This window comes from Prosthecodimorpha staleyi, from assembly GCF_018729455.1.
Taxonomy (GTDB): domain Bacteria; phylum Pseudomonadota; class Alphaproteobacteria; order Rhizobiales; family Ancalomicrobiaceae; genus Prosthecodimorpha; species Prosthecodimorpha staleyi.
The window spans coordinates 140,658-154,438 of record NZ_JAHHZF010000007.1 but is presented as its reverse complement, the minus strand read 5'-3'; the positions used below and the strand labels follow the sequence as shown (position 1 = coordinate 154,438).

Here is a 13,781-nt window from a genome sequence, read left to right as displayed (position 1 = left end):
GGCGGTTGCCACAGAGTTACAGGCGGGCGAACCCCAATGTCGACCCGCCGGTCTGGCGAAATCGCGTCGCGGTGCTATTTCGTTGTGCAGGATCGCCGGCCGTCCGGCGGCAGCGCAGCAGGAGTTCGAAGGACATGTCCGAGCGTCAGGATGTCGTGGTCGCCGGCGGCGGCTATGTCGGGCTCTCCCTTGCCCTCGCGCTCAAGGCGGCCGATCCGGGCCTCGCGGTCGCCGTCGTCGAGCCGAAGCCGCCCGCGGCGCTGCGTCGGGACGGCCGGGCCTCCGCCGTGGCGTCGGCCGCCCGCGCGATGCTCGACCGACTCGGCGTGTGGTCGTCGATCGCGCCGGCCGCCCAGCCGATCACCGAGATGGTGGTGACCGACAGCCGTGTCGGCGATGCGGTCCGGCCGGTCTTCCTGACCTTCGGCGGGGCGCTGGAGGACGGCACGCCTTTCGCCCATATGGTGCTCAACGCGGCCATGGTCGGGGCGCTGCTCGATGCCGCCACCGCGACCGGCATCGCCCTGATCGCACCGGACAGCGTCTCCGGCTTCGAGACCGGCCCTGGCGCGACCCGGCTCACGTTGACTTCGGGCCGCCGGATCGAGGCCGGCCTGCTGGTCGCCTGCGACGGCGCCCGCTCCCGGCTGCGCGATCTCGCCGGCATCCGGACGGTGCGCTGGGACTACGGCCAGTCCGGCATCGTCACCACCATCGCGCACGAGCGGCCGCACGAAGGCCGCGCCGAGGAGCATTTCCTGCCGTCCGGACCCTTCGCCATCCTGCCGCTCGCCGACGACCCCGAGGGCCGCCACCGCTCGTCGCTGGTCTGGTCCGAGCGTTCCGACGAGGCCCGCCGGCTGGTCGAGGGCGACGATTTCACCTTCGCGCTCGAACTGGAGCGCCGCTTCGGCCGCCATCTCGGCGCGATCCGCCAGGCCGGCCCGCGCCACGCCTATCCGCTCGGCCTGACGCTGGCGCGCGACTGGGTCCGCCCGCGCTTCGCGCTGTGCGGCGACGCCGCCCACGGCATCCATCCGATCGCCGGCCAGGGCCTGAATATCGGCTTCCGCGACGCGGCCGCGCTGGCCGAGGTGCTGATCGAGGCGCGCCGCCTCGGCCAGGATGTCGGCGCGCTCGACGTGCTGGAGCGCTACCAGCTCTGGCGGCGCTACGACGCCTTCGAGATGGGCATGGTCACCGACGTGCTGAACCGGCTCTTCTCCAACGACCTGACGCCGATCCGGCTGATCCGCGACATCGGGCTCGGCCTGGTCGACCGGCTGCCGGGCCTGAAGCGCCGCTTCATCCGCGAGGCCGCCGGCATCGGCGGCGACATGCCGCGGCTGATGCGCGGCGAGGCCATCTGACCAAACCGCGTCGGTGTCGCCCGACAGGGCGGCCATGCGTCGATCGGGCAGCCGGACCGGTGACGATCGTGGCAGGGATCGTGCATCATCGGCGCCATGACCAGGACCCAGAGGTCGTCCCGGACGACGAGAATGCTCTTCCGGCTAGGTGATCTGCTCGCCGTTCCGACCGGAGTCGGCGAGGCGGCTCGGGCTGCGGTCCTGGCCGGCTTGTGCCTGACCGCGATCGTCGCGCTGCAGAGCGCAACCGGCATCGGCCACCTGGCCTCTTCGCTCGGTTCGACCGTGATCGTCGCCTTCCTGCTGCCCGACAGCGCCTTCGCCCGGCCGCGGATCATTTTGGCCGGCCACGCCGTTTCGAGCCTGACCGGCTGGGCCGTCGCCATTCTGCTCGGCCCGTCGCCCTGGGCCGCGGCGCTGGCGGTCGGCCTTGCGATCGTCGTGATGCAGGCGCTGCATTGCATGCAGCCGCCCGCCGGCGGCGATCCGATCCTGATTGTCGGCGCGGATCCGGCCATGGCGGTCGCCTCGGTGGCGATCGGCGCCATCGTGGTCGCCGCTGCGGCCTGGCTCTATCGCTTGAGCCGCAGGTCCGTCAGGGCTTCTGGGTCCTGATATAGGCGATCAGGTCGGCGATCTCGACGCGCGACAGATTGAGGTTCTGCATGCGTGTATGCGCCTTCTCGGGAACGGTCAGCACGGTCGTCAGCAGGTCGACGGTCTTGGTCGGGTCGGCGGCGATGGCCGAGAAGGCCGGCACGTCGGCGCTGGCCTGGGCCTGGCCGGGCGCGACGACATGGCATTCCGCGCACCAGCGCTTGGCCAGCCGCGCGCCGTTGGCGGCGTCCGGCCCGGCGGCGCCGGCCGGGATGGCCGCCAGCGCGAGAACGGCCGTCAGACCCGCAAGACCCCATCGACGCATGCGCTTCCTCCTCGAAATCGAACCGCCCGCTCCGGAGCTTGGCCTGCCAGCCTAGCCACCGACCCGCGGGCGGTCATCTGAATTAATACGGGGGTCGCGCGGTTGGTCCGGTCAGCGCAGGACCACGACCGGCGTTCCGACCGAGACGCGGTCGAACAGCTCGACGACATGCTCATTGTACATGCGGATGCAGCCGTAGGAGGCGCGGGTCCCGATCGAGCTGCGCTTGTTCGTACCGTGAATGGCGTATTCGCCCCAGGCCAGCACCATCGCGCGCGGTCCGAGCGGGTTCGACGGTCCCGGCGGGATCAGGCTCGGCAGGCCGGGTTTGTCGGCCCGGACCGCGGCCGGCGGCTGCCAGGTCGGGTTGACCTCCTTGCGCGCCACCGTGTTGGTGCCGGTCCATTCGCGGCCCGGCATGCCGACCGCGATCGGGTAGCGGATCGCCTGACCCTGTCCGGTGACATAATAGAGCTTCCGCTCGCCCGTCTTGATGACGATGGTGCCGGCGGCATAGCTCGAATCGAATGCGACCGTTTCGCCCGCGACGGCCGCCGGTGCAAAGGCGAAAGCGGCCAGCAGCACGGCACCGGCCAAGACCTTGCGAAGATGTGAAATACGCATGACTCCCTCCGAAAGCGTCCCGGTCAAAAGACCTTCCGGCACATTCAGTAAACGACAGAACTTGAATATTGCCTAGGAGACGTGGTTCACGAACGGTTCATGCGGGATTTTGCGGGTCCGGGGCGGCGCCGGCCGGCCGGCGGACGGGGGCGCCGCCATCGGATGCAGGCGCGTCATGCGCATGGAAGGCGCGACTTTGACTTCCGTCCGCGGCCGGTTTCAGGTATTCACGCCCGACCCCTATGACGCCCGAGCGACATCAGAGCCGGCCGGGCGAGCGACCGTACGGAGACGAAGGCATGGCCCCGCGCACCCTCTACGACAAGATCTGGGACGATCACGTCGTCGACACCCAGCCGGACGGAACCTGCCTTCTCTATATCGACCGCCATCTGGTGCACGAGGTCACCAGCCCGCAGGCCTTCGAGGGTCTGCGCGTCGCCCATCGCAAGGTCCATGCGCCGCAGAAGACGCTGGCGGTCGTCGACCACAACGTCCCGACCACCGACCGCAGCCACGGTATCGACGATCCGGAGAGCGCCCTGCAGGTGGCGACCCTGGCGCGCAATGCCGAGGAGTTCGGCGTCGAGTACTACAACGAGCTCGATAGCCGGCAGGGCATCGTCCACGTCGTCGGGCCCGAACAGGGCTTCACCCTGCCGGGCATGACTATCGTGTGCGGCGACAGCCACACCTCGACCCACGGCGCCTTCGGGGCGCTTGCCCACGGCATCGGCACCTCCGAGGTCGAGCACGTGCTCGCCACTCAGACGCTGGTGCAGAACAAGGCCAAGAACATGCGCGTCATCGTCGACGGGCAACTGCCCGAAGGCGTCGGCGCGAAGGACATCATCCTGGCCATCATCGGCGAGATCGGCACCGCAGGCGGCACCGGCCACGTCATCGAGTATGCCGGCGAGGCGATCCGCGCGCTGTCGATGGAAGGCCGCATGACGGTCTGCAACATGTCGATCGAGGGCGGCGCGCGGGCGGGCCTGATCGCGCCGGACGAGAAGACCTTCGCCTATATCCTCGGCAAGCCGAAGGCGCCGAAGGGCGAGCAGCTCGAGAAGGCGCTCGCCTATTGGAAGACGCTATTCTCCGACGAGGGCGCGCATTTCGACAAGGAAATCCGCCTCGACGCCGCCAACCTGCCGCCGATCGTCTCCTGGGGCACCAGCCCCGAGGACGTGGTCGCGGTGACCGGCACGGTGCCGGACCCCGAAGAGATCGCCGACGAGAACAAGCGCAGCTCCAAGCGTCGCGCGCTCGACTATATGGGCCTGAAGCCCGGCACCCCGATCACCGATATCCCGCTCGACAAGATCTTCATCGGCTCCTGCACCAACGGCCGCATCGAGGATCTGCGCACCGTCGCCACCATGGTCGCCGGCAAGACCGTCGCCCCGTCGATCAAGCTTGCCATGATCGTGCCCGGCTCCGGCCTGGTGAAGGCGCAGGCCGAGGCCGAGGGCCTGGACGCGATCTTCAAGGCCGCCGGCTTCGAATGGCGCGAGCCGGGCTGTTCCATGTGTCTGGCCATGAATGCCGACCGGCTCGATCCGGGCGAGCGCTGTGCCTCGACTTCGAACCGCAATTTCGAAGGCCGCCAGGGCTTCAAGGGCCGCACCCACCTGGTCTCGCCTGCTATGGCCGCCGCCGCCGCGATCGCCGGCCGCTTCGTGGACATCCGCACGCTCGGCTGAGCGTCACCGATCGCCGATCGATTGGAGAGCGTCCGGATCCGTCCGGGCGCTCTTTTCATGTGTGGCCCCGGGAGAGGGGCCGAGCATCCGCGGCCCGCGCCGCCGGCCGGGGGCATGCGGGCCTCGCCGCCGCGCGCCGCACAATGCCGTCGGGCCGGCGAGGACCTTGCGCGTTACCCCCGCCGAGCGATCAGGTCGACCTCGACCAGCGCACCCTTGGCCAGCCCGGAGACGCCGACGCAGGTGCGGGCCGGCAGTTTTCCCTCCGCAAAGAAGCCCTTGTAGACCGCATTGAAGGCCGCGTAGTCGCGGTCGAAATGCAGGAGATAGGCGCGCGCCATGGTCACGTCGGCTAGCGTCAGGCCGAGGCCGCCCAAGACCGCCTTCAGGTTTTCCATCACCTGCACGGTCTGCGCCGCAATGCCCTCGGCGAGCGGGTCGTCGGGGCGGCCCGGTACGGTCGGCATCTGGCCGGTGACGAAGACCCAGCCGTCGATTTCCGTGGCGTGGCTGAAGGTTGCGACCGGCTCCGGCGCTCCGGCGATCATGTGGAAGGCGATGGGCATGCGGGTGTCCCTCTGAAGAAATCCGGAGCGCCGGCCGGTCGCTCGTCTTCCGGGCCGGTGATGTCGTTCAGGATCGACCGGCTGTGCCGATCGGAAAAGTGCAATCTTTTGAAATTTTACGACACCTTAAACAATATCGACAACTATCTGAAACGTATCGGATCTCTCCCCAACCCGAATGGCAGTGCACCGCATCGGCAGCGGTCTGCGCCCCGGCTTAGCGCGCCGGCGATCGACGCATCGTGCGGGTATCGGAGCCGAGGGAGACTTGGACGCGATCCAATCGATCGGACCGACAACAGGCGGAATGCAAAAGCCGCCCCCGGAGGAAACATGGCACTGCTCTTTTTTGCGAAGAAGGACCAGTCGATCGAGAACGACTATCAGGAACTCTGGTCGCTTCTGAGCCGCCATGCGGGCATCGGCCTGTGGGATGTGGTCCTGGTCAATGGCGATCCGATGAGCCGCGACAGCAAGTGGCGCTGGTCGGAGGAGTTCCGCCGGCTGTGCGGCTTCGCGCCGGGCGACATGACCGGCTTCCCGGATCTGGTCGGCTCCTGGGCGGACCGCCTGCATCCCGACGATTCCGCAGCCACCTTCGCGGCCTTCATGGCCTGCCTCGGCGACCGCAGCGGCAAGACCGGCTACGACGTGACCTACCGGCTGAAGGTGAAGGACGGCAGCTTCCGCTGGTTCCGCGCCGTCGGCGGCGTCAAGCGGTCGTCGACCGGCATGGCCGAGCGCGCCTGCGGTGCGCTGATCGACGTGCATGAGCAGACCAATGCCATGGAACGTGCCAATCTGCTCGACCGCGCGGCCGGCGTCGGCCTGTGGGATGCGATCATCGTCGGCGGCGACGCCATGAGCCGGGCCAGTTCCTGGCGCTGGTCGCCGGACTTCCGTCGTCTGTGCGGCTTCGCGCCCGACGACACCTACGGCTTCCCCGATGTCGTCGGATCCTGGGCCGACCGCCTGCATCCCGAGGATGCGCAGGCCACCTTCAATGCCTTCATGGCCTGCATGAACGACCGCAGCGGCCGCACCGGCTATGACGTGGCCTATCGGCTCAAGGTCAAGGACGGCAGCTATCGCTGGTTCCGCGCGGTCGGCGGCGTCACGCGCGACGCCAACGGCATCCCGCTGCGGGCCTGCGGGTCGCTGATCGACATTCACGAACAGAAGGTCGGCGAATTGCGCGCCCGCGAGCAGGTCGCCCTGCAGAGCAAGGTGTCCGATCTGGCCGGTACGATGAGCCAGGCGATCGGCGGCGCGGCGGCGGAAGCGGCCGGCAACGTGCAGACGATCGCCTCGGCGACCGAGCAACTGGCCGCGTCGATCGGCGAGATATCGGCGAAGGTCAACGATTCCGCCATCGCCTCCACCAAGGCGTCGGAGCATGCCGGCGTCACCGCCCAGATCGTCGAGACCCTGGTGGCTTCGGTCGCGCGGATCACCGATGTCCTCAAGCTGATCGAAGGCATCGCCGGGCAGACCAATCTGCTCGCGCTGAATGCCACCATCGAAGCTGCGCGCGCCGGCGAGTTCGGTCGCGGCTTCGCGGTCGTCGCCAACGAGGTCAAGGCGCTCGCCACCCAGTCCGGCCGCGCCACCCAGGAGATCGCCACCCAGCTGGCCGGCTTCGAACAGGAGGCGCAGCGCGCCGCTGCGGCGATCAAGGAGATCACCCTGGTGACCGGCGCCGCCCGGGAAATCGCCGCCGGCATCGCCGCGGCCATCGCCCAGCAGAACGGCGCGACCCAGGAGATTGCCAGCCGGGTCAACAGCGTCTCGCAGCAGACCCACGTCATGGCCCGGACCATCGACGACTACACCGCCCAGATTCGCGACAATGTCGCGGCCCTCAACCAGCGGCGCGCCGGCTGACCAGCCGCGGCCTGCTGCCCCGATCGGCGGCAGGCCGCGCCCAGACCCAGTCTGGCATCCCAATGGTGCATTGCGGGAACGGGCCGCCGGCTCTAGGTTTGGCCGGATGATCCAGTCCGGGAGCGCCGTCGATGACCTTCCGCCCGCGCCGCAGCGTGCTCTACATGCCGGGTTCCAATGCCCGTGCGCTTGAAAAGGCCAAGACGCTCGAGGCCGACGCGTTGATCCTCGATCTCGAGGATGCCGTCGCACCCGACGCCAAGGAGATCGCCCGCGGGCAGGTCTGCCGCGCCGTCCAGGAAGGCGGCTACGGCAACCGCGAACTCGTGATCCGGATCAACGGTCTCGACACGCCCTGGGGCAAGGCCGATCTGAAAGCCGCGGCGGCCGCGGGTCCCGATGCGATCCTGGTGCCCAAGGTCTCCTTCGCCGACGACATCTATCAGATCGGCGACTTTCTCGACATGAACGGGGCGGCGGCCGGGACCCGCATCTGGGCCATGATGGAAACCCCGATGGGCATCCTGAATGCGGCGGCGATCGCGGCCTCGGTCGGCTTCCCGGCCGGCCGGCGCTTCGCCGCCATGGTGCTCGGCACCAACGATCTGGCCAAGGAGACGCGGGCGCGGATCGTGCGCGGCCGGCTGCCGATGATCACCTGGCTGTCGCAGACCGTGCAGGCCGCCCGCGCCCACGGCCTCGACGTGATCGACGGTGTCTTCAACGACTTCGAGGACATGGCCGCCTTCCGCGAGGAATGTGCCCAGGGCCGCGATCTCGGCATGGACGGCAAGACGCTGATCCATCCCAAGCAGATCGCGGTCGCCAACGAGGTCTTCTCGCCGACCGCGACCGAGGTCGAATGGGCCGAGAAGATCATCGCCGCCTTCGCGCTGCCGGAAAATGCCGGCAAGGGCGTGATCACCGTCGAGGGCCGGATGGTCGAACTGCTGCATGCCGAGATGGCGCAGCGCACTGTCGCGATGGTGCGCGGCCTGACCGCAACCTCGGCGGCGGCCTGAGGCCGGCCGGCTTCTCAAAGAACGGCGTTAACCAAGGTTTCACATGAAACTCTACCGCTACCTGACCGGCCCCGACGATGTCGCCTTCTGCAAGCGTGTCACCGCCGCGCTCAACAGGGGCTGGCAGCTCGCCGGCGACCCGACCCTGACCTACGATTCCGTCAAGGGCCGCGTCATCTGCGGCCAGGCAATCGTCAAGGACGTCCCGGACGTCGACTATTCCGACGACGTGGTGCTGTCGGACTACTGAGCGGATTCGGCGACGGCGGCCGGGCTTCCCCGCCCCGCCGCCCTTCACGATCTCAGCCGATCGCGCGCAGGTGGCGGATCGGGCGGCCCGGCGCGAGGCCGTTGGCGGCCGCCAGGATCGCGTTCGCATCGATGCCGTGATGGCGGTAGAGATCGGCGAGGGTCCCGGTCTGGCCGAAATGCTCCACCCCGAGCGCCCGCGTCCGGTGGCCATGCACCGAGCCGAGCCAGCCGAGCGTGGCCGGGTGGCCGTCGAGCACGGTGACGATGCCGGCTTCGCGCGGAAGCTCGGCGAGCAGGGTCTCGACATGCGAGCGCGCATGGCCGAGGCCGCGTTCGCGCGCCCGGCTCGCCGCGGTCCAACCCGCATTGAGCCGGTCGGCTGAGGTGACCGCGAGCAGGCCGACGTCGCGGCGATCTTCCGCCATCAACCCGATCGCCTCGATCGCCTCCGGGGCAATCGCGCCCTGGTAGGCGACCACCACCTGACAGTTCGGTCCCGGCTTGCGCAGCCAGTAGGCCCCGTCGACGACGCCGCGCCGGAAGGCCGCGTCGGCCGCGCGCACCGGCTGTTAAAGCGGGCGGGTGGACAGGCGCAGATAGACCGAGCCGCCGGTCCGGTCGCGCAGCCAGGTGGCCGGATCCGGCTCGTTGTCGCCGTCGGCACCGTCGCGCTGCAGATAGTCGAGGCTCCAGGCCATGATGGCGGCGAGCTCGTCGGCGAAGGCCGGCTCGAAGGCAGCCAATCCGTCCTGCGCCATGCCGATCAGCGGCGTGCCGATCGACTGGTGCGCGCCGCCCTCCGGGGCCAGCGTGATGCCGGACGGTGTCGCGACCAGCAGGAAGCGCGCATCCTGGTAGCAGGCATAGTTGAGCGCATCGGCGCCGCGATAGATGAACGGATCGTAGAGCGTGCCGATCGGGATCAGCCGCTCGCCGTGGATCGAATGGGCGAGCCCGAGCGCGGCCAGCATGATGAACAGGTTCATCTCGGCGATGCCGAGTTCCATATGCTGGCCGTCCGGCGAGAAATCCCAGGCAAAAGTCGACGGAATCCGTTCCTTGCGGAACACGTCGGCCATGCTTTCGCGCGCGAACAGGCCGCGCCGGTTGACCCAGGCGCCGAGATTGGTCGAGACGGTCACGTCCGGCGAGGTGGTCACGATGCGCCGGACGATCGGCAGGTCGGAGCGGGCGAGATCGTGCATGATCAACCCGAAGGCCTGCTGGGTCGCCATCACCGGCTGGGCCGTGAAGCTGAGCGTTTCCGGAGCGGCGTAGACCGGTGCCTTGCGGCGACGCGGCCCGGAGGCAAAGAAGGGCACGCGGGCCATGAACCGCTCCAGCGCGGCCGGCTCGATGTCCAATCCCTCGAAGCGGTCCCATTCGTGCCCGGGGCGGACCTTGTGGGCCGACCGGAAGACATCCATCTGGGCCGGCGTCATCAGGCCGGCATGGTTGTCCTTGTGGCCCTGCAGGGGCAGGTGCATGCCCTTCACGGTGTAGCAGATGAAGCAGGTCGGCCGGTCGTGGCCGCGCGCCGCCTCGAAGGCTTCGACCAGGCTGTCCAGGTCGTGGCCGCCGAGATTGGTCATCAGGGCGGCGAGTTCGGCGTCGCTGCGCCGGTCGATCAGCGCCGAAACCTCGCCCTGGTCGCCGAGATCGTCGGTCAGCCGCTTGCGCCAGGCCGGGCCGCCCTGGAAACACAGCGCCGAATAGTCCTGGTTCGGACAGGCGTCGATCCAGGCTTTCAGCGCGGCACCGCCGGGTTCCGCAAAGGCGGCCTCCTGCAGGCGGCCGTATTTCACGATGACCACGTCCCAGCCGAAATTGCGGAACATGGCGTCGAGCTTCTCCCACAGCCCCTCGCGTACGACCGCGTCGAGGCTCTGGCGGTTGTAGTCGACCACCCACCAGGTGTTGCGCAGGCCGTGCTTCCAGCCCTCGATCAGGGCCTCGTAGATGTTGCCCTCGTCCATTTCGGCATCGCCGATCAGGGCGACCATCTTGCCTTCCGGCTCGCGATCGCCCGGTTCTGCGCCGCCCGGCCTTTGGCCGCCCCAGCCCTTGGCGCGGATGTAGTCCTGCACCAGCGACGAGAACAGCGTCTGCGCCACGCCGAGGCCGACCGAGCCGGTCGAGAAGTCGACGTCGTCGGTGTCCTTGGTCCGCGAGGGATAGGATTGCGCGCCTTTGAAGCCTCGGAAATTCCTCATCTTTTCGACAGTCTGGCGGCCGAACAGATAGTGCAGGGCGTGATAGGCCGGCGAGGCATGCGGTTTCACCGCAACGCGGTCTTCCGGGCGCAGCACGGCGCCGTAGAGCGCCGTCATGATCGTGGTCAGCGACGCCGAGGAGGCCTGGTGGCCGCCGACCTTGAGCCCATCCGCATGATCCCGGAGGTGATTGGCGTGATGGATCATCCAGGTCGCCAGCCACAGGGTCTTGGTCTCCAGGGCGGCGAGAAAGGGCAGGCGCGGATCGACGGCGGCAGGCATGGCGGGCTCCCCGGTGATCTCCGCAGGATAGCCGGAATCGACCCGCATGGATTGCCGAATTCGGCTGGCCCGGCGTTCTGATGCCGCATAGTCTGCTGTCAAACGATGAAAGGGCCACTGCCTATGCCGCGCGGACGCATCGATGCGGTCGACGTGAAGATCCTGCGCGAACTGCAGGCCGACGCCCGCCTGACCAACGCGGAACTCGCCGCCCGGGTGCATCTGTCGGCCTCGCCCTGTCTGGTGCGCGTCCGCAACCTCGAACGGGAGGGTCTGATCAGCCGCTATGTCACCCTGTTGGATCCTCGGCGGATCGGCCTCGGCGTCAGCGTCTTCGTGCAGATCACGCTCGAGCGACAGGTCGAGGAGGCCTTGGAGCGCTTCGAGCGCGCCATATCGGCCTATGAGGAGGTCATGGAATGCTACCTGATGACAGGTGATGCGGACTATCTGATCCGTGTCGTCGTTCCCGATATCGAAGCACTGGAACGATTTATCGTCAATCAACTGTCCAAGCTGCCCGGTGTTGCCAATATCAGATCGAGTTTTGCGTTGAAGCAGGTCAAGTACAAGACCGCCCTGCCGCTGGACGGTCTGTCGGCCGACCTGCCGTAGGGAGAGGCATGCATGGTTCGGGCGTATCGTACAGTGCTGGATTTTCTTTCGGTTTGGCATGATTGTGAAAGGGAGCGCTACGCCGAGGACAGCCGCCCAGATGCATGACCTGCCGTTCCCTTTCGGACCGAACAACAAGCAGGTGCCCGGCGGCGCCGGGCACGATGTGGCGATCGGTCGTTGGGAGGGGATGGCCTGTGGCCTCCGCGGTGGCCGTCCGGAATGACGCAGGTCCGTCGCACGGGGCTGAGCCTGACGACCCGGCTGGTTCTGTTGGGCCTGGCGGCGTGGCTGCCGGCTCTGGCGGTGATCGGCTATCTGGAAAGCGAGTTGCGATCGGCGCGCGAAGCCGAGGTGCTCGAAGCGGCCCGGCGCCAGACCCAACGGGCGACATCGGAACTCGACCGATTCCTCGAGGGCACCCGGATGATGCTGACCGCCGTCTCGACCGCGCGCGGTGTGCGCCGGTTCGACGAGGCCAATTGCAGCATGTTTCTGGCCGGGGTCACCGAAAATCTCGCCAGCATCCGCTCCATGGTGGTCGTCGGCCCGGACCGCGGCCTGCATTGCCGGACCGGTCAGATCGAGGAGGTCGAGAAGATCGATCCGATGTTCCTGGTCGAGGCGGTCGCCGGGCCGGGCTTCAGGATTGGCCGCTTCACCCGCTTCGGGACGGAACCCTACGAAGCCGGCCTGCCGGTCGCCATGTCGGTGCGCCTGCAGACGGGCGAGACGATCGGCGTGGTGGCCACGGTGGAGATCCGCCATCTGGCCGAACTGGCGAGCCGCTGGACGCTGGCGCAGGAAGGCGCATTGACGGTGGCGGACGCCGACGGCGTGATTCTCGCCCGGTCGCCCTATCCGGAGCGCTTCATCGGCACACGAGTGCCGGAGGCGTTTCAGCATTGGGTGCGCGGCACCGAGATCGGTGTCGAGCGCGCCCGCAGCCAGGACGGGACGGTCCGCATCATCGCCTACAAGCCGGCCGCCCTCGCTCCGGCCGGGCTCTATCTCAGTACCGGCATCGCCGAGCAGTCGGCCTTTGCGGCCATCGATGCCGCGCGCCGGCAGGGCATCGCGATCATTCTGGCCAGCGCGGTGCTAACCCTTCTCGGAGGGCTGTGGGCCGGGCGCCGCTTCGTGCGCCATCCGGTCGCCAGCCTGCTGGCATTGGCCGAAGCCTGGCGCCTGGGTCGTCGCAATCAGGTATCGGACATGCCCGGTGGCGACGAATTCGGCGTGATCGCCGAGGCGCTCGATCGCATGGGCGCGGAGTTGGGCCGGCGCGAGGAAGACGCCGTGCAGAGCGAGGCGCGCCTGCGCCGGACCATCCTGGCGGCGCCGCATCCCTTCATGCTGCATGCTGAGGACGGTACCGTGTTGGCGGTCAGCGACAGCTGGATCGCCCAGTCCGGACTGCCGCGGACCGCGCTGACATCCAGTCTCGATTGGCTGCGCGATCATGTTCGCCGCGACGGCCCGGACGATCCGGTACAGAGCCCGTTCGGGCAGAACGCCGTCGTCGGCGGCATGGAGCGAGAGGTCGTCACCGTCAGCGGCGAGACGCGCATCTGGGACTTTTCGATCGTCCCCCTGGAGCCGCTGGCCGACGGGCGCAGCCTGTGCCTGACCACCGCGGTCGACGTGACGGATCGCTACCACGCGGCCGAGCAGCAGTCCCTGCTGCTGCGCGAACTCGATCATCGGGTCAAGAACACGCTGGCCAATGTCCAGGCGATCGCGTCGCAGACCTTTCGGTCGACCCCCGACCCGGAGGCCTTCCGGCAGAAGTTCTCCGAACGCCTCGGCGCCCTGGCCCGCACCCACGACATGCTGACGCGGGGCCAGTGGCGCGGCGTCTCGCTCGCCGGCATGGTCGCCTCGGAACTTGCCCATGTTCCCAATCCGGAGCGGATCGCGGTTCGCGGCGAGGATTGCACGCTGCCGGCCGGCATGGCGGTTCCGCTCGGGCTGATCCTGCACGAACTGACCACCAATGCGGTCAAATACGGCGCGCTGTCGCAGGGCGACGGCCGTCTCTTCATCGGATGGTCGGCGCCGATCCATGACGGCGAGGGCCGGTCGATGCAGCTCGATTGGGTGGAATCGGGTGGCCCGGCCGTCGAACCGCCGGTCCGGTCCGGCTTCGGTTCGCGTCTGATCGCGCAACTGGCGCGGTCGCTCGGTACCGGCGAGGCCCGGTTCGAGCCGGGCGGTGTGGTCTTCCGGCTGCGCATCGACCTGCCGGACGGCGCGGATGCGGCGGAATCCGTTCCGATCTGACATGAAAATGGCTGCGGACGCGAAGACGCCCGCAGCCAAGGA

At 68.4% G+C, this 13,781-nt stretch carries 11 protein-coding genes and 1 pseudogene; 8 read left to right on the top strand and 4 right to left on the bottom strand.

Going from position 1 to position 13,781, the window contains the following annotated elements:
- Positions 1–71: 71 nt before the first annotated feature.
- Positions 72–1,370 (top strand): ubiquinone biosynthesis hydroxylase, encoded by a 1,299-nt coding sequence (locus KL771_RS15275; RefSeq protein ID WP_261969410.1) that lies wholly within the window; start codon positions 72–74, stop codon positions 1,368–1,370.
- Between the two features lie 132 nt (positions 1,371–1,502).
- On the top strand, positions 1,503–1,985 hold the full coding sequence (locus KL771_RS15270) for an HPP family protein (protein WP_261969409.1): 483 nt from the start codon (positions 1,503–1,505) through the stop codon (positions 1,983–1,985).
- Here KL771_RS15270 and KL771_RS15265 read toward each other — a convergent pair.
- Positions 1,966–2,292, bottom strand: a complete 327-nt coding sequence (locus KL771_RS15265; protein WP_261969408.1) for a c-type cytochrome — start codon at positions 2,290–2,292, stop codon at positions 1,966–1,968. The two genes, KL771_RS15270 and KL771_RS15265, sit on opposite strands and share 20 nt — an antisense overlap.
- A gap of 111 nt (positions 2,293–2,403) precedes the next feature.
- Positions 2,404–2,916, bottom strand: a complete 513-nt coding sequence (locus tag KL771_RS15260; protein WP_261969407.1) for a L,D-transpeptidase — start codon at positions 2,914–2,916, stop codon at positions 2,404–2,406.
- Between the two features lie 299 nt (positions 2,917–3,215).
- Here KL771_RS15260 and leuC point away from each other — a divergent pair, with 299 nt between their 5' ends.
- Positions 3,216–4,622 carry a 3-isopropylmalate dehydratase large subunit gene (gene leuC, locus KL771_RS15255; protein WP_261969406.1) on the top strand — a complete coding sequence of 469 codons (1,407 nt, stop codon included), beginning with the start codon at positions 3,216–3,218 and terminating at the stop codon, positions 4,620–4,622.
- 173 nt (positions 4,623–4,795) lie between these two features.
- On the opposite strand, the gene KL771_RS15250 is transcribed toward leuC, so the two are convergent.
- Positions 4,796–5,182 carry a RidA family protein gene (locus KL771_RS15250; protein WP_261969607.1) on the bottom strand — a complete coding sequence of 129 codons (387 nt, stop codon included), beginning with the start codon at positions 5,180–5,182 and terminating at the stop codon, positions 4,796–4,798.
- Between the two features lie 339 nt (positions 5,183–5,521).
- Here KL771_RS15250 and KL771_RS15245 point away from each other — a divergent pair, with 339 nt between their 5' ends.
- The 3 genes from KL771_RS15245 (at position 5,522) to KL771_RS15235 (ending at position 8,344) form a co-directional block, all read left to right on the top strand.
- Positions 5,522–7,072 (top strand): methyl-accepting chemotaxis protein, encoded by a 1,551-nt coding sequence (locus tag KL771_RS15245; protein ID WP_261969405.1) that lies wholly within the window; start codon positions 5,522–5,524, stop codon positions 7,070–7,072.
- 131 nt (positions 7,073–7,203) lie between these two features.
- Positions 7,204–8,094: an HpcH/HpaI aldolase/citrate lyase family protein gene (locus tag KL771_RS15240; protein ID WP_261969404.1), complete on the top strand. Its 891-nt coding sequence runs from the start codon at positions 7,204–7,206 to the stop codon at positions 8,092–8,094.
- A 43-nt stretch (positions 8,095–8,137) separates the two neighbouring features.
- Entirely contained in the window at positions 8,138–8,344 is a 207-nt protein-coding gene (locus tag KL771_RS15235) for a DUF1737 domain-containing protein (RefSeq protein ID WP_261969403.1), read from the top strand.
- Between the two features lie 52 nt (positions 8,345–8,396).
- Here the strand turns inward: KL771_RS15235 and KL771_RS15230 are convergent.
- Positions 8,397–10,841, bottom strand: a pseudogene (locus tag KL771_RS15230) (transketolase).
- Positions 10,842–10,964: 123 nt separating this feature from the next.
- On the opposite strand from KL771_RS15230, the gene KL771_RS15225 reads away from it, so the two are divergent.
- The gene (locus KL771_RS15225; RefSeq protein ID WP_261969402.1) at positions 10,965–11,456 is read left to right on the top strand and encodes an Lrp/AsnC family transcriptional regulator; all 492 of its coding nucleotides are present in this window, start codon (positions 10,965–10,967) and stop codon (positions 11,454–11,456) included.
- Positions 11,457–11,678: 222 nt separating this feature from the next.
- Positions 11,679–13,739, top strand: a complete 2,061-nt coding sequence (locus KL771_RS15220; RefSeq protein ID WP_261969401.1) for a sensor histidine kinase — start codon at positions 11,679–11,681, stop codon at positions 13,737–13,739.
- Positions 13,740–13,781 lie beyond the last annotated feature (42 nt).